This is a genomic window from Hyphomonas sp. BRH_c22, from assembly GCF_000961795.1.
In the GTDB taxonomy this organism is placed as follows: Bacteria; Pseudomonadota; Alphaproteobacteria; order Caulobacterales; family Hyphomonadaceae; genus Hyphomonas.
The window spans coordinates 1-22,535 of record NZ_LADU01000049.1; the positions used below are offsets into that span (position 1 = coordinate 1).

Annotated in this window: 20 protein-coding genes; 6 read left to right on the forward strand and 14 right to left on the reverse strand. The window is 58.6% G+C overall.

Going from position 1 to position 22,535, the window contains the following annotated elements; genetic code table 11:
• Nucleotides 1-451 precede the first annotated feature (451 nt).
• From VR74_RS06170 to VR74_RS06185, 4 genes are all read right to left on the reverse strand, one after another.
• Nucleotides 452-1,195 (reverse strand): hypothetical protein, encoded by a 744-nt coding sequence (locus VR74_RS06170; protein ID WP_045695220.1) that lies wholly within the window; start codon nucleotides 1,193-1,195, stop codon nucleotides 452-454.
• A gap of 147 nt (nucleotides 1,196-1,342) precedes the next feature.
• Nucleotides 1,343-2,017: a delta-class carbonic anhydrase gene (locus VR74_RS06175; protein ID WP_299949715.1), complete on the reverse strand. Its 675-nt coding sequence runs from the start codon at nucleotides 2,015-2,017 to the stop codon at nucleotides 1,343-1,345.
• Between the two features lie 389 nt (nucleotides 2,018-2,406).
• The gene (locus VR74_RS06180; protein WP_045695223.1) at nucleotides 2,407-2,715 is read right to left on the reverse strand and encodes a DUF190 domain-containing protein; all 309 of its coding nucleotides are present in this window, start codon (nucleotides 2,713-2,715) and stop codon (nucleotides 2,407-2,409) included.
• Nucleotides 2,716-2,722: 7 nt separating this feature from the next.
• Nucleotides 2,723-3,700: a sodium-dependent bicarbonate transport family permease gene (locus VR74_RS06185; protein ID WP_045695224.1), complete on the reverse strand. Its 978-nt coding sequence runs from the start codon at nucleotides 3,698-3,700 to the stop codon at nucleotides 2,723-2,725.
• Nucleotides 3,701-3,760: 60 nt separating this feature from the next.
• Here VR74_RS06185 and VR74_RS06190 point away from each other — a divergent pair, with 60 nt between their 5' ends.
• A complete protein-coding gene (locus VR74_RS06190; protein WP_045695225.1) occupies nucleotides 3,761-4,015 on the forward strand; it encodes a hypothetical protein in 255 nt (84 codons plus the stop codon).
• Between the two features lie 1,105 nt (nucleotides 4,016-5,120).
• Here VR74_RS06190 and VR74_RS20595 read toward each other — a convergent pair.
• The 4 genes from VR74_RS20595 to VR74_RS06210 form a co-directional block, all read right to left on the reverse strand.
• A complete protein-coding gene (locus VR74_RS20595) occupies nucleotides 5,121-6,521 on the reverse strand; it encodes a L,D-transpeptidase family protein (protein ID WP_299949717.1) in 1,401 nt (466 codons plus the stop codon).
• A gap of 88 nt (nucleotides 6,522-6,609) precedes the next feature.
• Nucleotides 6,610-7,503, reverse strand: a complete 894-nt coding sequence (locus tag VR74_RS06200; RefSeq protein ID WP_045695226.1) for a ribose-phosphate diphosphokinase — start codon at nucleotides 7,501-7,503, stop codon at nucleotides 6,610-6,612.
• Nucleotides 7,500-9,020 (reverse strand): thymidine phosphorylase family protein, encoded by a 1,521-nt coding sequence (locus VR74_RS06205; protein ID WP_045695227.1) that lies wholly within the window; start codon nucleotides 9,018-9,020, stop codon nucleotides 7,500-7,502. Before VR74_RS06205 ends, VR74_RS06200 begins: the two co-directional genes overlap by 4 nt.
• Nucleotides 9,020-10,384: an MBL fold metallo-hydrolase gene (locus VR74_RS06210; protein ID WP_045695228.1), complete on the reverse strand. Its 1,365-nt coding sequence runs from the start codon at nucleotides 10,382-10,384 to the stop codon at nucleotides 9,020-9,022. Before VR74_RS06210 ends, VR74_RS06205 begins: the two co-directional genes overlap by 1 nt.
• Before the next feature lie 390 nt (nucleotides 10,385-10,774).
• Between VR74_RS06210 and VR74_RS06215 the strand changes: the two genes are divergently transcribed.
• From VR74_RS06215 to VR74_RS06235, 5 genes are all read left to right on the forward strand, one after another.
• Nucleotides 10,775-12,850 (forward strand): hypothetical protein, encoded by a 2,076-nt coding sequence (locus VR74_RS06215; protein ID WP_045695229.1) that lies wholly within the window; start codon nucleotides 10,775-10,777, stop codon nucleotides 12,848-12,850.
• 27 nt (nucleotides 12,851-12,877) lie between these two features.
• Nucleotides 12,878-13,498 (forward strand): hypothetical protein, encoded by a 621-nt coding sequence (locus tag VR74_RS06220; protein ID WP_299949720.1) that lies wholly within the window; start codon nucleotides 12,878-12,880, stop codon nucleotides 13,496-13,498.
• Nucleotides 13,499-13,563: 65 nt separating this feature from the next.
• Nucleotides 13,564-14,055, forward strand: a complete 492-nt coding sequence (locus VR74_RS06225; RefSeq protein WP_045695232.1) for a tellurite resistance TerB family protein — start codon at nucleotides 13,564-13,566, stop codon at nucleotides 14,053-14,055.
• Between the two features lie 125 nt (nucleotides 14,056-14,180).
• Nucleotides 14,181-14,612 carry a hypothetical protein gene (locus VR74_RS06230; RefSeq protein WP_299949722.1) on the forward strand — a complete coding sequence of 144 codons (432 nt, stop codon included), beginning with the start codon at nucleotides 14,181-14,183 and terminating at the stop codon, nucleotides 14,610-14,612.
• A gap of 10 nt (nucleotides 14,613-14,622) precedes the next feature.
• Nucleotides 14,623-15,996 carry a hypothetical protein gene (locus VR74_RS06235; RefSeq protein WP_045695235.1) on the forward strand — a complete coding sequence of 458 codons (1,374 nt, stop codon included), beginning with the start codon at nucleotides 14,623-14,625 and terminating at the stop codon, nucleotides 15,994-15,996.
• A gap of 242 nt (nucleotides 15,997-16,238) precedes the next feature.
• Here the strand turns inward: VR74_RS06235 and VR74_RS06240 are convergent, their stop codons facing one another.
• From VR74_RS06240 to VR74_RS06265, 6 genes are all read right to left on the reverse strand, one after another.
• A complete protein-coding gene (locus VR74_RS06240; RefSeq protein WP_045695236.1) occupies nucleotides 16,239-17,240 on the reverse strand; it encodes an HWE histidine kinase domain-containing protein in 1,002 nt (333 codons plus the stop codon).
• A gap of 258 nt (nucleotides 17,241-17,498) precedes the next feature.
• Complete coding sequence (locus VR74_RS06245; RefSeq protein WP_045695238.1) at nucleotides 17,499-17,672, reverse strand: DUF2256 domain-containing protein; 174 nt, start codon at nucleotides 17,670-17,672, stop codon at nucleotides 17,499-17,501.
• Nucleotides 17,672-19,201 (reverse strand): cryptochrome/photolyase family protein, encoded by a 1,530-nt coding sequence (locus VR74_RS06250; RefSeq protein WP_045695239.1) that lies wholly within the window; start codon nucleotides 19,199-19,201, stop codon nucleotides 17,672-17,674. The genes VR74_RS06245 and VR74_RS06250 overlap by 1 nt, the downstream gene beginning before the upstream one ends.
• A 269-nt stretch (nucleotides 19,202-19,470) precedes the next feature.
• A complete protein-coding gene (locus tag VR74_RS06255) occupies nucleotides 19,471-20,358 on the reverse strand; it encodes an aldose 1-epimerase (protein ID WP_299949724.1) in 888 nt (295 codons plus the stop codon).
• A gap of 6 nt (nucleotides 20,359-20,364) precedes the next feature.
• Nucleotides 20,365-21,399 carry a galactokinase gene (gene galK, locus VR74_RS06260; protein ID WP_045695241.1) on the reverse strand — a complete coding sequence of 345 codons (1,035 nt, stop codon included), beginning with the start codon at nucleotides 21,397-21,399 and terminating at the stop codon, nucleotides 20,365-20,367.
• A complete protein-coding gene (locus VR74_RS06265; RefSeq protein WP_299949726.1) occupies nucleotides 21,396-22,475 on the reverse strand; it encodes a hypothetical protein in 1,080 nt (359 codons plus the stop codon). The genes galK and VR74_RS06265 overlap by 4 nt, the downstream gene beginning before the upstream one ends.
• Between the last annotated feature and the right edge of the window lie 60 nt (nucleotides 22,476-22,535).

The window sequence follows — 22,535 nt, forward strand, 5'->3', positions numbered from 1 at the left end:
CCCCCCCCCCCCCCCCCCCCCGGCAGGCAGCCTTCGTAGCCTGCCAGGGGGGCTTTTTTATTGGATGCCGGAGCGGAATCCACAGGACGTGGTTATCGTGATCGCCCGGACCACACTCGTTTAAGGCATGAAAGGGCCTGCGATCGTGTGCGGCGCGCAAGACATGAATGGACCCGGCAGGTCAACAGGCGATCCATTGCCCGGCAGGTGGTCGATGACGTTCAAAGCCAGGCCTGCAAACTGGAGAATAAAGATTCGCCGATGCGTGTCCCTTTCTGGTGCCTGCATGGCGAAACTATATTGCCGTGCTTGTCCGCGTATTACTGATTTTTCTGGGCCCTGCGCGCTGAATGGGGTTGCCGCGCCGGCAGGCAAGATGTGAGGCGCTGCCTTGCTGGCCGGCATGACGCTGTGCTGGCCGTTGGCGCGTTTGCTTTGCGCCAGCAAGCACCTAGAATTCTCGCCCCAGGAAGATTTTAGCCATACGGTCGTCGGATCCATCTGTGATCCCGGTCCTGACGCCAGCTTGCAAGTAGATGCCGTTACGCCACGCCGCCTTGACAACAGGACCGACCTGATGAGCCTGGTTTTGGAATCCGAAAAGGTCTTCAGTGTTGCCATATTCGCTGAACCATTCTGCACCCATGCGCCAATCTTGCGTGCCAAGGAGGGTGAGCGGAACCGTTCGCGTGACTTGAAAGCGGCTTTGTAGCTCAGCGCCGTCAGTGCGTTGATTGTTCGTCTCGACTTGTGCGAGCATGTTGGCTCGCCATTCCCACTCGTCCGCAAACCGATCGGTCATTATGAAACGGACCGTCAGGTCATCGCTAGCGGCGCCATCTGCAAACGTGTATGCCAACCGGAGGCCACCATTGAAGCCCGCGCCATCACTCTTTTCAGCAGCCCATTGGAACCAGTTTTCGAGCGTGAAACCGGAATAGTCCCATGTGTCGCCATCATCTCGCCGGAACGATGCGATCGCCCGTACCTGGTACCAGTCCGTAGGCGCCCGTTCATAATGGATACGGCTGCGCGCTGAGCCTTTATCGTCCACACCAATACGCCATTCGGCGGCCTGTTCGCCCGGATTGATGTTCGCAGAACCGACATTGCCGGTCAGGGATTGTGCGTTTGCCATGCCTGCCAATGCGGTAGTCGCGCAAATGGAAAACAGGCGTTTCGATGCCAGTGACATTTTTTAAACCTCAATGATTTCAGATAGCGAATCCACTGCCAGGGCCAGACGAATCGGGGGGCCGTCTTGCGGTCTGGCGACATGACGCAAGCAATAGCGTGCCGACAGGTCGATCGACCTGTCGGCACGCAACGATGGCACAGGCGGCTATTCGATCTGAGATAGCAGTTCCGGTGCCGTCACGAGTTCGCGCACACCGTGGGACGTCGTCTCTTTGAAGACATTGCCCTTGGCAGCCCACTGATTGAGGGAGTTGATGTCGACTCGTGCACACATGGGGCGGACACTCCATGTCACCTGCAGCGGCGAGCATGTAGACTGATCGAAGGCGGGGCCTGTCGTCGATCCCCTGAACACGACCGGTGTTCCGGTTCCGACTGGCAGCGCCTTTGGCTGGTGGCGGCCGTTGATGACCGTATTGTCGTATACATAGTCATTGAAATTGATCGCCGAAGTGTCGTTCACCACGAGGAAAGCCTGGGCTTCTACACGCAATGTCGGGTTTTCGCATGAATCGCTCAGACATGATCCGAGGCCTTCTCCGGGGGTGACATCACAGGACGAGTAGACCCAGTGGACTTCAATCGTATCGCCCGGCTTTACACCTTTGAAGGCTCCTTGACCGCCAGCTGGATCAACGAGCTCGGCCTCGGTCAGCTCAGCCGTTTCGTTGCACTGGTAGCCACCTGAGGATCTGTCACCCGCAAGAACGCTGAAACCCGGTGCCTTGTGTTCAGCATTGGTGTGAGAGTGAATATTGCAGAGGTTGAGCGTTTCGGGCCCAGGCGCAATATCAAACTTGATCGGGTTGAGTCCGTACACGCTTGCGATGTCCCGGGGCGTTTGCGGCCCTGATGCAAGGCACAGGCCAGGCTCTGACGGCGTCCCACTGGACGCGGTGGCCGCCACCTCCGCTGCCGCCGAGGTTGCTTGAGCAGCCTGCGGGGCTGGCGTGGTGCATCCAGAAACTGCGAGCGCAAAAAAACTCGCAGCCCCGGCTAGGCCCATAGAACGAGATGTCTGGAGAAACATAGAAAATACCCTTGAAGAACAGCCAAGCCGTTCGTTGTCGATCCTCAGGAAATGGTTCCAGCGCAATCATCGTTCAAATCGTATGATTTGATCATTACGATACAATTTTCCTATATCGCAACGACGCTTGTCCGCACGAAATCCAATCTGCGCCAGCCGTCCGTGTGCGCCAGTCCAGACTAAAAGCGATCGGGTCGCAGGACGTGGACCGGGGACGTGTTCAGGATGCCGATATGCTGGTCCAGCAAGGCATGCATTTCCAGCAGAACATTCGCGATTGGCGCTTCATCACTGATGGAAATGATCACGACCATATCCTGGCTTGCAGACAGGTCCCTGTCGCGCTGCCAGTGGTTTGCTCGCCCAAACCCGGAGAGTGCGGGTAGTACGGTATAGCCCGGCACGCCTGCTGTTTCGAGAATGCGGCAGGCCCGCCTCATCGCCATGCGCTCAATGATGAGTTCCAACCGGATCTTCTCATGCATCATGTCATCCTCAGCCTTGAATAAGTTTCGCGATAAACAGGTAAAGCGGGATACCTACCGCCAGATTGAATGGGAAGGTTACGCCAAGAGACAGCGTAAGATAGATTGACGGCTTGGCCTTCGGCAGTGCAAGGCGCATTGCCGCTGGAACGGCGATGTAGGAAGCGGATGCTGCCAGCACCATCAATAGTGCCATATCAGCCGTCGGCATTCGGAGGACCCAGGCAATCCCACTCGCGATGGCCGCAGAGATGAGCGGCATGTAGAGGCCGAATACGAGCGCGCTGAAGTCCAGCTGTCGCCAGCCCTGGCGCAATCCTCTGCCCGCTGACAAGCCCATGTCCAGAAGGAAAAGGCAGAGAACGCCCTGGAACGGATCGACGAAGAAGGGCGCGATCCGCTCCATCCCGGATTCTCCACTTATCCATCCTATGGCGAGCGCACCAACGAGGACAACGACAGAGGCATTGAGCAGGACTTCCCGATAGAGTTCGCCGGATTCCGAACCTGCGACTGACGGTGGTTTTTGTTGCCCGCACTGCGCGAGCAGGAGGGCTGTCATTATCGCTGGCGCCTCCATCAGTGCCGCAACAGCCACCATGTATCCGGAAGTCTGGAGGCCTGCCGCATAGATGACTTGCGTTGCGGCGACGAATGTCACGATGGAGATCGATCCATAGTGAGCAGCTGTTGCCGCAGCATCGATTCGGTCGAGCTTGCTGGTCAGGCGCAGGGCCGTAAAAGCAAGCAGAGGCAGGACGAATGAAAGCAGGATGCCGGCAGCGAAAACCGACCAGACATGTAGCGATATCTCGCTGCGGGCCATCTCGACGCCACCTTTGAGACCAATGGCCATCATCAGGTAGACAGAAAGCCCTTTGGCAAAAGCTTCGGGGATCGTCATCTGTGACTTGAGCAGCGCCGCTGACAGCCCCAGCGCAAAGAACAGGACCATGGGAGACAACAGGGTGGAAAGTAAAAGGTCCATAAGTCGAAAAAGGCTCCAGCATTATTCCGTTCAAGGAAAGGCCTCACTCGGAAAGGCCGAGTGAGGTTTATCGATTTTGTCCTGTTTTTTTATTCGGAGAAGGGCTTCCTTTGGGATGCACATCCCGCCGGATCCGGCATGGCAGGCAAGGCGGGCGATGCAGATGTGCCGCGATGGGCCTTTCATCAGAACGAAGGGTGCAGACCTGTCGTACAATCCCGATTTGAAGAAGCCGGGGTGGAACTCGTTTTCCCTGTCCACGCCAGAGTGCAAGGCGCGGACCGGCGTTCAATCCTTTGGGGTCTGAACGCCTGACTGGTTCGATTATGCGCGCTAGCCCCAAGCGCCCTCAGGATGCCAAATACTTAAATTCTCATCGAGAGCTCCTGAGTGCGCCATGACATTCTTCAGTCGTCACCCAAACGCCCGATTTGCTAAAAAAGGCCCAAGGCGATCTGCGCGGTTGCGAGCCACAAGGCCCGACCGGTATTGCCGCTCCGATCGCGATCGCTTGGGGTAAAGATCGATTTGTGACGAAAACAAAGTCGGAAACCACATTCAGATGTAGCCGTTCGGGTCTGCCGACTTGTCTCGACATCATGAATTGGTCTCCTGCCCAGCTCTTGCAGTCGTTACGATAACCCAAACCGGAATTAAAAAAATTAGAAAAAATAATGCAAAGCGATAGCCGTTTGCTATGGAAGTTAGCTCTCTCCTTTATGGATCCGCCGTCATACGAGGTGCGGTTCAGCCTGCGGCTGGGTTCGATCCCGCAGGCAATTGGCTTCAGGCCAGGCCGACCTGGCTCAGGTGTCAGCCTCTGGCCATAATTTTTGGTGATGGTCGCGAGATAATTGTTCGATTTGAATGATGGCTGCCCGACGCCCATCTCGTCTGCATGGAAAAAGAGGACGTCTAGATGTCACGATCCGGTCGGCTGGAAGAGACGCACCGCGCCTTGCATGCCTGGATAGCCGGGTTCCGGGTGCCCTGTCTCGTTTCAAAGCACTCGTCCCGACCGACAGCGGCTTCAGGCCAGTGCGAGCTTGTTGCCCCTTTGCGCCAGGAGGCAATCATCCTGCTACACTCGCATTGCAGCATCAGCCAAGAGCAGGGTTGCCAAGGATCTCTTGTCTTTCGAAACCGGGAGACCGGTTCAGATTAGGCCGTAAGCGCCGGTCAAAAGGGTCTGTGCAAGACAGGACCGGGTCCCGTTCGATATATGCCCCCAGGGCCAAAGGCCCGTGCGACAAGATTCCGGGTAGGTGTAACGCGTTGCACGAAGCATTTTATCGTATCGGAAATAGTGCATTCCGATGACGTGCCGAACGGACCGCATAGCCATGTTCGTCACGGGTGCATGCCTTCCCGGCGATGATGATGTCCTGGCAATGCAATGGCCGGGAAAATATGCTGGGGGTTAAGGTTGTAACGGAGCGCGCAAAGCCTTCATGACGGCGCCGTCCCGGTCATAGACATCATTCAGGTACTGAACACCGTCGCAGGAATCCCCGGCCACTGTGAAATAGACGATATGGACTGGAACGGGGGCCAGCAGGTCCGCACGCATCTCGGATCCTGACGCGATAGCCGCATCAACTTGCTCGCGGTTCCATCCCGGTGTGTCTTCAAGCAGCCATTCCGCCAGGCCCACGGGATCGCCCACACGGATGCAGCCCGATGAAAAAGTTCTCTGTTCGGCGTCATAAAGACCCTTGTCCGGCGTATCGTGCAGGTAAACATTGTACGGATTGGGAAACATGATCTTGACCTGTCCAAGGGCATTTAGCGGGCCCGGTGCCTGCCGGATCCGGTAGGGGAAGGTTACTGCGTTCAGACTGGGCCAGTCCACCCCGGACGGATCGACCACTTGTCCCGAGGTGTCGAGAATCTGGTAGCCTAGGCGTTTCACCAAGCCGGGGTCTTTCTTGAACTGTGGCAGCTTGTCATTGCGAGCGATGCTGGTCGGCACCTCCCACCAGGGATTGAAGACGATGAATTCGATGCTGTCCGAGAAGACCGGCGTTTCCCGCGTCAGCTTGCCAAAAATCGCGGTATGAACCTCCTGCACAATATCCTGTTGCCTCGCCTCGACCTGGAAACTGGCAATGTTTGCCATGATGTAACGCTGGCCGAGGTCGCGAGGCAGCCAGCGCCAACGCTCGAGGTTCACCATGGTTGTGTTGACCGAGGCGGCGTGCGCGTCCCATTCTGCCGGATCGCTTGCCATTGCCATCGCACTGCGTTCGCGCGTCAGCTCCGCCCGCAGCGCAATGTAGGCCGGGTGCTGTGGTGCGAGATTTTCAAGGACGCCAGCCAGGGTGGCTGGTCCGCCTTGTACCGAGAGCCGCTCGAACATGGCCATTTGCTCAAAGCCTGCGTGGCGACGGGGAAGCAAGGTTTCAGGATCGACCCGGCCGCGCATCAAATGCGTCGCCGCCAGCGTCCAGGCCTGCTTTAGAATGGCTTGCCGTGCGACAGGGTCATCCGTCAGGCTCAAGATACGGGAAAGGTGATAGTCCTCCGGATCCAGCCCATGCCCGGCCAGGCCTGAAATGGCATCAACAAACGGATCCACGATCGGCTGTGTGATCGTACTATCTTTGCCGGCCGGCTGTGTTGGCCCCAATACTTCCTCGACTGGCTCTGTAAGCGTGGCGCGCTCGCTGGGGACGGGCGGTTCAATCGACTGGCCGGGGTGCACGCAGCTGGCTGTCAGGATGAGGAGGCTCGCTGGCAGCGGCCATGAAAGCAGTTTTGCCAGCCGGACATGGCGATTCTCCGGCCGAGATCGTGCGGACGTCACTCTTTTCATTTTCATGTCTCAAGTCTGCCATTCGAGACTGTCCTGTACCAGTGCGGCGCTGCAGACTCGTGAGCGCAGGGGATGCGGTACGTGCCCGAACCCGTCATCGGGCTGAAATGAGGCCCGACGCTGCAGCGGCGAGGATGGCGCTGACATCGATAGCATTGCTTGAGTGTGCAATCGTATTCGTCGTGACGATGCGGGCGGCCCCCGCCTGGTGCAGGGCATTGTCGGCATCGTCTGAATAGATTGCGTGAATGGCGCAGCAGATCGGAGCAGGCAGGCCTTGCTCAAGCACGGCGCGCGTAGCGGCGATGAAGGTCATGCCAGTGGAGATCATGTCATCAAGGACAACAGGCGTGTGATTGCGCCAGCGGCCAAGATCCGGAGACGTGATCTCGACCTTGCGGTCGCCATGGCGTGATTTGTTCATGACGACATGATCCACGCCTGCCAGCCTGGCGATCCGGGACACCCATTGCCGGCTTTCCGCATCGGGGCCGATGAGGACGGGTCGTTGGATTTCGCGCCGTATCCAGTCAGCAATTGCTGGCGCAGCATGTGCTGCCTCGGCCGGCACATCATATATGTCGGACAATGCCTTCCAGCGATGGAGGTGCGGATCGAGCGTGACGAGCCAGTCGACAACGCCTGAGATGATTTTTGCGAAATGGATAGAGGATATTGCCTCGCCCGGACGGAACATCCGGTCCTGGCGCATATAGGGCAGATAGGGAGCAATCAGCCCGACCGATTTTGCCTGGAGGGCGCGGGCCGTTTGGGCCGCGAAGATCAGGGCGGGCAGTTTTTCATCGGGCCGCGCCAACCCCGCCAGTAGGATGACATCCCGGCCCGCGGGCGAGGTGTCGAACCTGAAATACGTTTCACCGTCAGGAAACCGGCGCAGCTCCGTATCGGCGATCTCGGCATCAAGCGCACGCGCCAGCGCTTCGTGCATGTGGGCTGTGTCCTGAAGGGGCACGAGAAGTGGTTTCATGGCCGGGTCAGCTCGATGATATCCGGATTGGCCGTCACATAGTCGATTGCATAGGCAAGCTCGCCGGGCGTTTGAGTGTAAAGTGTATATAATGCTTGTCCGGCCTTCACGGTATCTCCGAGTCTGACATGCAAATCGACACCGGCCGCCTTGTCGCCCGGTGCGCCTGCCAGTTTTGCCACCCGGGCGAGCCGGCGGTTGTCGATGGACGCGACGCGGCCGGGCGCAGGCGCCAGAAAGGGGCGATAGTGCTCTGCGAGAACGGGGGGGCGAAATCCACCCTGGGCCCGGCAAATGGATTCGAACTTGGAATATGCAGTCCCTGTGCGCAGGGCGTTCAGCGCCATCGCTTTACCGGTGCCTGATGGAGCCTTGCCGGTCAGTTCGAGCAACGCGCCCGCAATCAGGCAGGCACGGTCAGCGAGATCGGCAGGTGCATCCGGATCGTTCCGGAGAACCTGGAGAACGTCACGCGCTTCAAGCGCCGGGCCTATGCCGCGTCCGACCGGTTGGGTGCCATCCGTGACAAGCGCCAGGACTGCAAGGCCGAACTCGCTCGCAACTTTCTCGATCAGGGATTGCAGGGAGCTGGCTGCCGAGAGGCTACGGACTTTTGCTGTTGGCCCGACAGGAATATCGATCACGACATGTGTTGCCCCGGCTGCGATCTTCTTTGAGAGGACCGAAGCAACCAGCGCTCCTTCGCTGTCGAGGTCGAGGGCCCGTTCGATACGGATCAGGGCATCATCAGCGGGGCTGAACTGGACGCCGCCGCCCCAGATGAAGCATCCGCCTTCCTGATCGACCACCTGCCGCATGCTTTCAAGGTCAAGGTCGACGTCGGTCAGCACTTCCATCGTGTCGGCTGTTCCGGCTGGTGACGTGATCGCACGCGAGGATGTCTTCGGAATGGTCAGGCCAAGTGACGCACATATGGCCACAATCACCGGTGTGGTTCGGTTGCCAGGCAGGCCGCCAACGCAATGCTTGTCGGCAATCGGCGCATGTCCCCATGTGATCCTGCTGCCGGTGTCGACCATGGCCCGGGTGAGCGCGATGGTTTCAGCGAGGTCCAGCGGCAATGCAGAGCATGCTGTGACGAAGGATGAGAGGTGGATGTCTGAATAGCGCCCGGCGACGATGTCGGAGATGATCGCGCGCGTACTTGCATCATCGAGCCTCTGTCCAAACACTTTGCCCCGGACCATCTTGAGTGATTCAAGTGGTGCGGGATGGCTGACCGAAATCTGGCCGCCTTCCACAAGGCCGAGAAGGCGCCAGGCCGCCTCAGACAGTCCTATTTCGTGATCGGAAACGAGGTTGGTCGACGTCTGGTAGAGCGTCGCAATGATCGAGCGCGTGCCGTTCGTCAGCTGGACTCGGGAATGGGCGGAAAAGCCCTCCGACCGGCAGACAGGACTGTCCGAACGAACAAACACCATGGCTTCATCCTGGGTATCCAACCCTAATCTGCGCGCTGTGAGCGCGTTGGGCGGTTTCGGACCAGGCGGTGCCATCAGTCGAGGTCCCGCGTTTCATTCTGCTCTGGGACGATAACCGGCCAGCCCAGTTCTTCCTCGATTCTATGGCGCAGGGTGTCGGCCGCTTCAGGCTCGCCATGCACGATGAAAGTCTGTCGTGGCGGCGTTTCAAATCCGCCCAGCCATCCCATGATTTCGTCAGCGTCTGCATGAGCGGACAGCATATGGAGGTTTGCAACCTCTGCGCGCACGTCATGGTATTCCCCGAAGATCTTGATCTTGTCGGCGCCGGCGACCATGGCGGCTCCGCGGGTCCCACCCGCCTGGAAGCCTGCGAAAAGGATCGTGTTCCGGGCATCGGGTCCAAAGTATTTCAGATGGTGAAGCACGCGTCCGCCTGTTGCCATCCCGCTCGCCGCAATGATGATTTTCGGCATCGTATCAAGGTCGAGTGCCTTGGAGTCTTCGCCCTCGTGGATATACTTGGCGATGTGGCAGGCATCGCGGCTCTGCTGCTTGCTCAGCTTGTGAACGACGGAATGCTTGCAGAATATTTCGGTGGCATCAATCGCCATCGGACTATCGAGATAGACCGGCAGGTCGGGAATGCGGGATGCCATTTTGAGCTGGTACAGGTGATAGAGTAGTGTCTGGGCCCGCCCGACGGCGAAGGAGGGGATCAGAACCGTACCGCCCCGCTTCGCGGTCCGGTTGATGATCTCGGCCAGTTCATCCTGAGGGTCTCGCTGCCCGTGCAGGCGGTTGCCATAGGTGGATTCCACTAGAAGGTAATCGGCCTGCCGGATGATCGCGGGATCATGCATGATCGGATCGTTCGGGCGGCCGAGGTCGCCAGAAAAGACAATCTTGGTTTTCCCGACCTGAAGCTCGACAATCGCCGCGCCGAGGATGTGTCCAGCCAGCCGGAAGGTCGCACTGACCCCTTTGCCCACACTGACGGGCATATCGAAAGGCGAGGTGTCAAACTGATCGAGCGTCCTTTGTGCGTCTCTTTGGCCATATAGCGGCAGGGCAGGCTTGTGCTTCGAATAGCCATACTTGTTCGCCCGCTCGGCTTCGCGCTCCTGCAGGTAACCACTGTCCGGCAACAGGATTCTGCAAAGGTCATATGTCGGGTCGGTGCAATGAATCCGGCCTTTGAATCCTTGCTTGACCAGAACGGGCAGGTAGCCGGAATGATCGATGTGCGCATGGGTCAGGACGACGGCATCAATCGAGGCTGGATCAACTGGAAGATCCTTCCAGTTGCGAAGGCGCAGTTGCTTGAAGCCCTGAAACAGGCCGCAATCTACGAGCAGGCGGGCCTCACCCGTATCGACCAGGTATTTTGATCCGGTGACGGTGCCGACGCCGCCGAGAAACGTGAGCTGAAGTGGCATGTTCTGGTTCTCCCGGTATTCGCACCAGCCGTATTGGGCCGCGCCGATACGCACGGCTCGATATGCATTGATGTCATGAGACCTTGTCGAGCAGGTATCGACAAGCCCGTCGCCTCACACTGAAGGCAACGTGGGGTACCGGCTGTCAATAGGTTGTTCCGCGAATAGCGAAGGCGGGTTCGTACTGGACGCATGGTCTAGCCGGGCACCGGCGAAATCCGGCTCGAACAGGTCGCCAGGAAGCATGCCGGGAAGGTTTCAGTCGCTTTTGGAGTTTTGCGTTGACCTTGGTGCGCACTCAGCCATTATGATTAATGCAAGGTAGCCAGAGGGGGAATTCCGGTGACCAAATGCGAACGAGACGTGGGACGACTGAATAGCGGAATTGTAATGCTCGGACTGTTGTTCGCGCTTGCGATGCCTGCCTACGCTGCGCCGTCAACGGCAGGTTGCCTGGAAATTTCGGCCCCTGAATCCAAGATCAGCCAACAATGCGAATCTATCGCTGCCAGCCCGAGTTTGAAGGGCTATGAGGCGGGCATCGCTTCATTCAATGCTGCGCGCGCCTATCTGGGCCAGGCTTCCGGCGCGGCCAATTCTACCGGTCACTTCGTCAAAGCGGCAGAGTTGCTGAGCACGTCCTTCAATCGGCTGACCGACACGGATTTGTTGAGCCCCGACCGGGGAACGCTCGGTTTCAGCAAGAAGGAATGGAAAAAATGGCAAAAGGCGCCCCTTGCGGGGTTTCGCTTTGACCGTTCGCTTGCCTATGCAAGCGCATTGGAGGGGCTCGCCAATGCCGCGCCTTTCGTTGCCACCAGTGTGTGCTCAAGCCAGCAGGATTGCCGCAGCAAGGCGTTGACCCGGCTCGCGAGCGAGGAAATTGCGGCACCTTTCGCGCCCCGTGGATCGGCACAGGGCGACTGGCGCTACAATGAATTCTATTTTCGCCGGGGCGCGCTTTATCAGGCCCGCGGACAGTTGGCCGATACAGATATGGCCATCGACAATTTCAAGACGGTGCTCAGTAGCCGTCGCCCTGAGCGCAAATCCGATGCAGCCATTGCGATGGAAGCGATGGCCCTGAGAGTCGCTGACGAAAACCGTGCGCGCGGCGGCATGTCTCTCGGCCAGGCCATCAAATATTATTCCGTTGCGCTGGTCGCCAAGCCCGACAGCGGGCGGGCGCAGGAAGGTCTTGGTCAATCATATCTGCAGCTTTGCCGTGAGACGTCGACGACACCGGCGCAACGGGTGACGGATTGCCTGTCTGCCCGCAATGCATTCGATGCGGCCAAAGGCCTTGCCGGGGCGGACCAGACCCTTGTCTTCCTCGGACTTGGGGAGTCGCTCTCGGTGGCTGCTGCGGAACTTGCCAAGGTGAGTCCGGGCGACGGCAATATTCTGCTTTACAAGCAGGCGTCAGTTGACGCCTACGCGCAGGCCGCAAGCGGAAGCGGCGGTAATGCAAAAGCGCAGCTCATGCTCGCGAACGCGCTGAAAGCGACCCAGCCCGATCGGGCAAGCGAAGCGTACAGGCAATATGTCGCGATGGAACTGGCCTATCCGGACTGGATTGCAGCAGACTGGCAGTCGCCGGTCGGGCCTCTGTTCCAGCAAAAGGTGTTTGCGCTGCCGTCACTGGAAGACCGGCGCAGCGTCGCCGAAGCGATCATGGCGCTTTACGAAGCGCGATCGGTGACCAACGGGTTGCGCAAGGATGTTGCGCTCAGTCTCCTGAATGCGGCACTGGCCGCCCAGCCTTCGCTGATCGAGGCCTCGCTGAAAGTGGGGCGGCTTCATCTTGCGCCGCCAGCTAACGGGGCGGCGGCGAATACGGCGTTCCTGAATGTGGTGAACGCGACCGGCGGTCCGAACGGCCCGCCATCCGTTGGCCGCGAGAAAGAACGGGCCGAAGCCTTCTATGAACTGGGCCGGGCAGAAGCACTGAAAAGCAGTTCTGCCACACGCGCGCAGACCAGTGCAGCCGGCATCAAGTATGCCCGGGATGCTTTTTCACTCGACGGTGCCGAAGTCCGCTACAAAAAGGCAGCCTGCCTGTCCTATATCGTGACCTTCACGCCAACTGCAGCTGATCCGGGCAATGCCAGCTGGTGTTCAGGCATCGGCGGCGCTGATGGCCAGTTCCTGCTTGGGATGTACTATTTGCGGATCGCACAAACGGCACCCACGTCACGACGGAACGCTCTGCGCGACGAAGCTCAGAGCGCATTCATCCAGGGCAAGGGCCTTATAGGGCAAACAGCTGGCGGCCCAGTGACCGTTTTCGAAAGCGATTGGCCAAAAGCGCCGCCTGCGATGTCGATCGCGACCTTGCTGGAGTTTGGCAGGGCGAAAGCGATTGCGTGCAATGGGGCGTCGGTGAACCTTGCCCTGCCGCCAGCCGATGTGAATGCCGCAGCAAGCCAGTTCGATTTTTTCCAGGTTGGAGCATGCACACGCTAGTGCAAGATATTTCAGGAGTGAACAGAAATGAACATCGTTAGGTCTGAAGGGCTTCCACGTGGCAGTATGCCGACAGTGTTCGAGGAGCGGACACTCTTCCCGCCGCCGCAAGCACCGGTCATTGATGCACAGTTTTCAAAGAACCGGAGCGGGTCTGTCGTACCCATTCTGATTTTCCTGTTCATGCTCGTCCCGTGTGCCGGACTGGGCTACCTCGTGTGGCAGAGTACTGACCAGGTGCAACAGTTGCAGGGTCAGCTTGATACGATCAAAGCCGAGGGCGATAAAGCCTTGACGGATGATTTCAACGCGAAGATCGCCGCGCTCACCGCTGACCGCGATGCGCTCCGGGTCGAGGTGGAAACCATCGGCGAAAGCCAGGCAATGTTTGACGAGAACATCGGCCGGCTCGTGGGTGAAAGTGCTGCGCTGATCACTGAAATCGAAGAATTGCTGGCAGATCAGCGCAAAGGCGGCGCACCGATTCCCGCCAGCTTGAAGACGATCCCGGAAACATGGGACGATGCCGCCATCGAAATCCTTCAAAAGCATGTCGACGCGCTCAGGGCACACAAGGTAAAAGTCATTGGCCCGCGCCCGGTAAAACCGAAGCCCGTCGAGGGAACGATTTCCGGAACGCCGCAATAGAGTAGACAGATTAATCAGCCTGAGACCCTAGGGATGGCTGAACCACAACAACCAGGAAGACCGACATGAGCGACGTACAAATCATTTTCGCGCCGACAACGACCGAAAAGGAGAAGCCCCTCGACCTGAACGATATATGGGGGGAGGGATTTCCGCCGGACACCGACTGGAGCATTCCGGAAGCTTATATGGCCCTCATTCTATCAGCCGCGTTTGCCGATGGTGAACTCGCGCCGGAAGAGCGTCAGGAAATTGCTGCGCTGGTCATGCGTTCGCGCACAATGAAGCGTCTCGATCAGGCTGAACTTGCGAAGGTCAACGCGATTGTGAATGAAAGACTGCAGGCACGCCCCGAAGGTCTCAAGGAAGCCTGCAATTCGCTGCCAAGCGACATGCGTCTTTCCGTATTTGCGCACTGCGTCGATATCGTGCTGGCGGATGGGGAACTGCGTCAGGCTGAGGCCGATTTCCTGAACCAGGTCACAGCATTGATGCGCCTGGAAGCCGACAAGGCGAAACAGGTGCTGACGGTGATCATGCTGAAGAACCGCTACTGACGGGGAAGCGAGGAGGCTGAAGTCGCTGTGAACGAACATGGAGAGGGCGGGCCGCGGATTGGTGGTCGAGGTTGGAATGCAGGGGTCAAATACGGGATGAAATGTATCTGATTGGGTAAATGAGGATGAAACCGGCGTCGAACGAGCAAGAGGCGGAAGTAGGGGATATCGAAGTCCTCGCAGCGATCCTTCAGCAGGAGCGAAAGGGACATTGTCATATTCGGTCGCTGTGCTTTGGCATGTTTGTTTTCAGCTTCGTGCTGCTGCTTTGCGCGATGGGCGTTATCGGCTTCTCATTCATTGTCGGCACCCCGGGCGGGGGCGAGCGCGCATCCCCCATGATCCTGCAGGTCCTGGCGCCGTTATCCGCCGCGATGATCGGTTTCTTCGCCAGCTGGTGTGCGGCCCACAACTGTATCAATTCAATTGATCGCTCGCTCTACGCAGCCCAGGCGAAGCGATACAAGCTCTTCGAAGGTTTCGTCCGCGAACTCCAGTGTGCGAGCAAGAAGAAGCGTAGCCTCCTTTTGGACATGGTTGGCTCAATCGTAGCATAGGACAGGAACCATGTCGGACGCAGCTGATCGGCAATTGATCGAACTTGTATCGCGCGAGCAGCGCGGCCTGAGAACTATTCTCGTCGCAGGCATCACGACGCTTGTTCTCGTTGTCATGATGTCGGCCGGGCTTGGCGTCTATTATTACGTCGTTGCCAAGGACCTTTCAGTCAAATCAGAGCGCCTGACAGCCGACTCCGACCGTCTTGAGCGGCACGCGTTCACAATGCGCCGTGATATCGATCAGCAGAACAATCGCGTCGCGGCCCAGGAAGCGGCCATCCGCCGGGCTTATGACGAGATGCGCCAAATGTATGCGGGATCGGCAGAGGAGCAGGCGCTCGACAAGGTGCTGACAGTGGTTGCAGGCTACCTCGAACGCGGGCGTCACTCGCTCGCAGACGAGCGATTGATAGAGATACAGTCCGCCAAGCCAGGGGAGGGAGCCGAGGGCGCCTTGCTGAAAGGCGCAGCCGGCCTTCTGGCTTGGGAACGGAGTGGCGCACAAATCAAGAAAGGTGACACCGGATTGCCGGAGCCCCTGCAGGCGGCACAGGAATCTTTCAATACCGCTCTGGCCGATCCGGCATTGCAGCCGCTCGCACAAACGGGGCTCGCCTGGATCAGTTTCATTGAAGCCTCGTCACCCCGGTCGAGTTACACGCTGGCCGATTGCCAGAGGGTGGACGCGACAGTTGGTCAGATTGGAAATGACGATATGCTAGGCCTCCAGCCGCTTTATTGGCGCGCTCAATGCAACCGGAAGCTCGGGCGGACGCGGGAGGCGCTCAGCGACTATTCGCTTGCCCTCAACCGGGTCGATCCAGCGGCAGCTGATACGCCGGATCCTGCAGAGCAGTTGATCCAGATGAATGCCTTTCACGGGCTCGGGACTGTTCTGATCACGACTGCGGACCTGCCCTCCGATGAAGGGATTGATGCTGCGCGCGCACTGGCAGAGCGGGTATGCGGTTCGGGCGGCGCCGGGGACGGATCGGCCTTGATGAAGCTGACGCGTGCTTGCCTCGACAAGGCGATCGCATTGAGGGTTGATCTCGGTCAGACTGAAAACCAGCAGAGCGGATCCGCCGAGAACAAAGGCTTCACCTACTTGCGGGACGGTGACTTCCCTGGAGCCCTTGCTCACTCCAGGGAAGTTGAGAAGACAGGGCTGTTTGCCTGGAACGAGCTCGTCCGGGCGCTATCAGCTGAAGCAGTCGGAGACGAAGGTATCGCGCGTGAAGCCCGGCGAAACGTGTCCATGTTTGAGCCAGAAGGATTCAATACGTGCGAATTGAAGGCGCTGATGACGCCGGAGGTCTACGAAAGTGCGCGCGCCCTGATTTCGAGTGAACATGATGGCATTGAGGTCGCGTGTAACTAGCTCGGGTCATCGACGCGCTGCTTTCGCGCTACAGCGATGCCACGACTATCCAACCTGGTTGAACGGCGAGCCATGATCAATCTGCAAGCGAAATCGGTCTTGGACCGCTACTCAGTCTGGCGCGAAGACAAGTCTATTGCCGAAAGCAGTCGTCAAGTTCCTTCGGTTCCGGATCCACAATCCAGCGCGTCGGCCTGCTGACACCCATGAGGTATCCGCCTGACGGCGACATGCTGCCTGGTTCAGCTGACAATTTGTTTGCCATTCAGGATCAGGGTGACAAGCGCGCCGCCTTTTGACCAGTCATAGGTCACCGATCCGCCAAGCTGGCCTTCAATCGTCTGCCGTACGAGTCTGCTGCCATAACCGTTCATGTTCGGGGCATCATCCACGTCCGGGCCGCCTTGCTCTGTCCAGCAGACCTGGACATCCTCGCCCACCATGGCGCCGGAAACGTCAAGGGTGCCGCCTTCTGTCGAGAGCGCACCATACTTCACGGAATTGGTCGCCAGTTCATGCACGACAAGCGCCAGCGCGGTCGCTGTGTCCTGGCCCACCCCCATGCGCGGGACCGCCACCCTGATACGCCCGGCAAACGCCCCCTCGTCGTCATAGGGCGCCAGAAGAACGGCAAATATATCGCCGAGCAGGGCGGTCTTTCCCTGTTCGCCCGGCAACGGCCGAACAAGATCATGGGCGCGGTCGAGCGCCGTCAGGCGGTTCATCAGCTGATCCGTCATGTCCTCGATCGAGGTCGAACACCGGGAAGTGATCCGCGTCAGGCCTGTCGCGATCGCCAGGAGGTTCTTGACGCGGTGGCTCATCTCGCCGGCCAGCAATTCATGGCCCTCTTCGGCCTGCTTGCGGCCCGTGATGTCGAGGAAGATGCCGGTGACCACGCGCTTTACCATTCCAGCATCATCGCCTTGCCCGCGCGCGGAAATCCACCTGACGTCCGGCCCGACCAGGGTGCGGAAATCGATCTCATACGCGCCCACGGTCGCCCTGGTGGCAGAGAAGGCGGCTCTCACCCGGTCCCGGTCTGCAGGGTGAATCTTTTCGGAGAGGCGCTCAAATGTGATGGCGTGACCAGGCGGTACGTCCCAAAGCTTGAACCCATGCGGGTCCATGGCAAAATCATCGGAATCGACGTTCCATGCCCATAAGGAAACGCCGGCCGCATCAATGGCGCGGCGCAACTCATCGTATCCCCATTCGGGTTTGTCTATATCGATATTGGACAAGTTGCCTCACATACCTGGGCTTTTGACGAACCAATACGGAATACGCACATGGCTGTCTGTATACTAAGCTAGATGCGGTGTCTGCATTCAACCACAGCAACGGCTGGTGACACGCATGGAGAAGCGCTACTCGACTGTTCAGCACAGGCAAATTGCACGCAGATCTGTCCTGCCCTGCCGGGAATCCCTGAAAGCCCTGCGTTGCGTACTGAGACTTGACGTCTGCACCGTTGCTGCGGCGCCTGTGCCGAAACAAGGTTATGCCTGCTGTTCATCCTTGCGGGTCCTGCGCCGCAATTCAGCCTTGCAGCGCTCTGAGCAGGTTTTGACATTGTCCCAATCGCGCGCCCACTTCTTGCGCCAGGCAAAAGGCCTGCGGCAGGCCGCGCAGGTCTTTTCAGGCAGGTTGGACTTGGTGTAACGCTTTTCCATCACAAGCTTGCGAGGAAATTCGCTGCACTGCCGGCGATGCGCTGCTGCTCAGCGGTTGTGAACCTGTCATAGGTCCGCATGGCCTGCGCCATTCGAGGACTATTGCTGATCTTATCGCGATGGCGTGCGATGAAGTCCCAATATAGCGCATTGAAGGGACAGGCATCGGGTCCAGTTCTCATCTTCACATCATATCGGCACGATTTGCAGTAGTTGGACATACGATTGATATAGGCGCCACTGGCCGCATAAGGTTTCGATGCCAGCAGGCCACCATCCGCAAACTGACTCATGCCGACCGTGTTGGGCAACTCGACCCATTCATAGGCGTCGGCATAGACGCTCAGATACCATTCGTGCAAAGCATACGGATCAATACCCGCCAGCATCGCGAAATTGCCTGTAATCATCAGGCGCTGGATGTGGTGGGCATAGGCTTCATCTCTTGTCTGTGTCAGGGCGGCTTTTGTACAGGCCATGTCGGTCTCGGCCGTCCAGTAGAAATCCGGTACTGAACGTGTGTGGCCAAAGAAATTGCTGCGATCATAGCCGGGCATCTTCAGCCAATAGATACCGCGCACATATTCGCGCCAGCCAATAATCTGGCGGATGAACCCTTCGGCGGCGTTGAGCGGCGCCTTGCCCTCACGATAGGCAGCCTCAACTCGCCGGCAGACGCGCAGAGGATCCAGCAATCCGCAATTCATATATTGTGCGATGACGGAATGATAGAGGAAAGGTTCGTCCTCGACCATAGCGTCCTGGTAATCCCCGAAATACGGCAAGGCCTGTTCGACGAATGAGTCAAAGGCCGCTTCGGCATCGGTGCGGGTGACTGCGAACCAGAATGGCGTAAGCTCGCCGAAATGACTGCCGAAACGGGATTCGGTCAATGTCAGCACATCCTGTGTGATCGCATCCGGTCGACAGGCCTTGGGCCGGGGCATGAACAGGTCGGCAGCTGCGGCCTTGCGGTTTTCAGCATCGAGATTCCACTTGCCCCCTGCCGGTTTGTCACCATCCATCAGCAGTCCGGTCTTTCGGCGCATGTCGCGGTAGAAATACTCCATACGCAATTGCTTGCGGCCGGCGGCCCACTCCTTGAATGCGGAAGGCGTGCAAAGGAAACGGTCATCCGGCAATATGTCGACCGGCACTGGAAGCTGCGTCTGCCAGCCAGCCTGCATTTGCGAAACGCGCCACTCGGCGGCTTCTGTCACGATGACACGCTCAGGCCGGTGTCTGGAAACGGCCTGAGCGACCTGAGCTGAGAAGCTTCCCAGGTTATCGGGCGCATCCAGATAAACATAGTCGACTGTCCAGCCAGATGCGCGCAGCTCTTCAGCGAAATGGCGCATAGCAGAAAAGATGAAGGCGATCTTCTTCTTGTGATGGCGCACATAGGTTGCTTCGTCATGAAGCTCGGCCATCAGCACACGGTCGTGTTCCGGACTTGCGGCGGCAAGGCCGGACAAAGTTGGTGTAAGCTGGTCGCCGAGGACCAGGATGAGGTTGCGCGTGCCGCTCATCTCAGCTCCGCAGCCAGCCGGACAAACGCCCTTGCAGCGTCAGGAATCGTGGACAAAGGCATGGGGAGAATATCCAGTTCAGGCAGGCAATCGTCTCAGGCTTGCTGCGTACATAGGCATGGCTCAAAGCCTTGTCGATGCGCAGGATGTCACGCCATGGTTTGCTATCTGTTCGGCAAACTCAGCGACGTGCGTTGACCCGGGTTACCTGGGGGAAAAGGACAAAATACGTACTCCTGCAGCCGACAGCAGGAGACGGCGTGTGAAAATCAACATGCGTATCGCGCGGAAATCAGAATCTCTGCACTAAAGCGTTCTCCCGGTGCCAATACATCCATGGCCTGTCCTGCTGGAAGATCCGGCAGGTTGATGGCATTCGTCGCGTGCGATACGGGCTCGAGGCAAAGGATATCACTCCCCATGGCAGGGCAGTAGACGACGATATTGTCGAGCGCCTCACTCGCACACAGGGATATAAGCAGGGATGTGTCCGGGTAATCGATCTGGAGATGTCGTTTCCAGCCGGTGAAACAGTTGTCGAGATCGATGCCAGATATGGGCCTGGCTTCGCTGAAGTCTGCTGCAGGTGAAATGGGGCGCCACCACACGGGAAGGCCCGGGTCGGTTGGCTCCGTCATCCAGTAGCCGTCGCACTCCATCTTGATGCATGTGTTTCTCCGGCGGGGAAAGTAGGGGTGAAAGCCGATCCCGACCGGCATCGCGTCCGGACTCAAATTCTCGATACAGAGTGAAAGCGTGAGACCAAATGGCCCGACGCAAATGGTCTGGTGCGCGCGATAGGACCAGGGCCACTCTCCCGCGGCGTGTTCGAGAATCATGTTCACCTTTTCCGCGCTAGACCTGGTGATCTGCCAGGTGTGACGCCAGCCATAACCATGCAAGGCGTGGGGCGTCACAAAGTCTGCGCCTGCGAGCCGGATGCTCTTGCCGCCGAAATCGAAAGTGCCGTTGCGAATGCGATTCGAGAAGGGGAGCAGGGGAAAGCAACCGCTTCCCATATTATCCGGCCAGTATCCTGCATTTCCAGGTTTCAGAATTGCCTGGCCGTTCCAGTTGCATCGGACGATCTGTCCGCCCCGCACCGGGTCGAGGTCAATCTGCCATCCATGTGCATTGATCTCGACCAGAGGCGCCATTATACCTCACGAAATCCGCTTGATCGTCGGATGGAGGGCCGTCAGCCCCGTCCACCAGTTCGCGAGAATCGACGGATCGATCAAGGCTGCGACACAGCCGCCGAAACCCGCGCCTGTGATGCGCGCGCCTTCCGCTCCGAGATCGATTGCGTGGGCGACCAGCTGATCGATGCCCGGGACAGACACATCCATGTCGTCGCGCAGGGAGTTATGGCTTTCTATCATCAATTGCCCAAAGCGAGCACGGTCGTCGGAGCGCAAGGCCGCAACCGCCTCCTTTGACCTCTTCCCTTCGCTGATGACATGCCGCGCCCGTTTCGCGAGTATTGGGTCGAGTGCATCCAGAAAATCCATGCTCGCGTCACAAAGGTACGCGGCGCCAATTTGCCTTGCCGCTTCCAGGCATTCGTCTCGTCGCGCGCGATAGCGGCCATCTGTCAAGGCCCTGTGGAGACCGGAATGGGCAACGACGATCGACCATGAATCTGGAATGTCCAGAAGCTCGTAGGAACAATCGCGTGTATCGAGGGCCAAGGCCGTGCCGGGCTTGCCCAGCGCGACCGCCATCTGGTCCATTATCCCGCAAGGGACGCCGATGAAACGGTTTTCGATTTCCTTTGCGGCAAGGGCAAGGTTGGCGTCCGTGACCGTAGCGAACGAAGGCCTCGCGGCTTTCAGGGCGGCGACGATGATCGCAGCTGAAGAGGAGAGCCCCGCGCCGACCGGTATCGCGCTTTTGACATGTACGTCCTGTCCAGCCGATATCCATTCCTGCTTGCGGGCATATTGAAGAGCGCCGCGAATATAGTCAGACCAGTGGTCGGTCGCGGGCGCGTCGATGCCGAAGGCCCGTGGACCATCAAACTGTTCAGAGGAGACCTGATCGCTTTGGGACTGGTTGGACTGGATGTCGACCCTGACCGATGGCGTGAGGGCCATGGGCAGGACCGTTCCGCCATTGAAGTCGATCCATTCTCCAATCAGGTTGACCCTGCAGGGCACTGTGGCAGATTGCCAGATGGCATCTTGAGGCCGGGTCATAGCTCGCGCAGCCTTCCAGCGGCGTATTCCGGCATGATGTCGACCGTAAAGACGTTCGTGAATTGCTCGACGCTCGCGAGGTATTTCAAGCGCCCGGCATCCCGCATGATCGGATAGAACTGAACTGTAAACTGGAAATCCGGGCCAGCGTCGCGCGGCGCAGCCTGGAAGCTCATCATGTAAGGCATTGGTGCGTCGAACAGGCCGTCCAGACGGCGTGGAATGTCGCCCAACAGCTGCGCCAGATTCTCGATTTCGGACGCGTGCAGGTCCCATGGCCCACGACACGGCCGGGTCGGCATGATCCATGTTTCATAAGGAAAGCGCCCAAAGGGCGGACAGAAAGCGGTGAGGCCACCGTCAGTCGCAACAGTGAAAATCCCCTCCCAGGTTGCATGGTCCGAAACCAGATCATAGCCGTCTTCAAACGCCTTGGCCGCGACCGCCTGGGGGGTGGGAACAAAGGGGAAGGCATAGATCTGGCCATGTGGGTGGGCGAGTGTGACCCCTACTTGCACACCTCTGTTCTCAAAGGGCAGGACGTAAGCGGCACCATTCCGGAAAAGGGTCTCGTATCGGTCAATCAGTGCTTCGAGAAACAGGATCCGGCGATCCTGGCCTACGCTGTGGAGATTGCCTTCCTGCGCTGCCGTATAAACGACAACCTCGCACTGGCCGGTCGCCGGGCCATCTGCCCATTGGCTGTGCATCGTCGATGCCGTGCTTGGCTGAAGGCTTGAAAACTGATTGTCGAAAACGGCCAGTTCGAAGTCTGGAAAGGCGATTTCAGTCGGCACTTCTCCGACCCGATACGGGGCAAGGGGATCGGTCGCTGCCGAAGGCAAGAATGTACGTGTCTGACGATGGGGCGTATAGACCGACCAGGTGCCACGCAGCGGGTCGCGCCGCAGTTCCGAATGGTGGCCTGTCGTCCTGACAAGCTCCTCTCCTGCTGGCCCCGAATGGGGCTTGAAGCCGTAGAGCGAAACAGACCGCCCATCGGCCTTCATGTGCTGGCGTCGGAACAGGGTTCGTGAGCGGCCTTGCAGTGTCACGTAGTTTGAATCGTCGGTCATGGAGTGTACTACTTATACAGTTCTCATTTGCATGTAACTAACGCATGCATGAAGGATTGC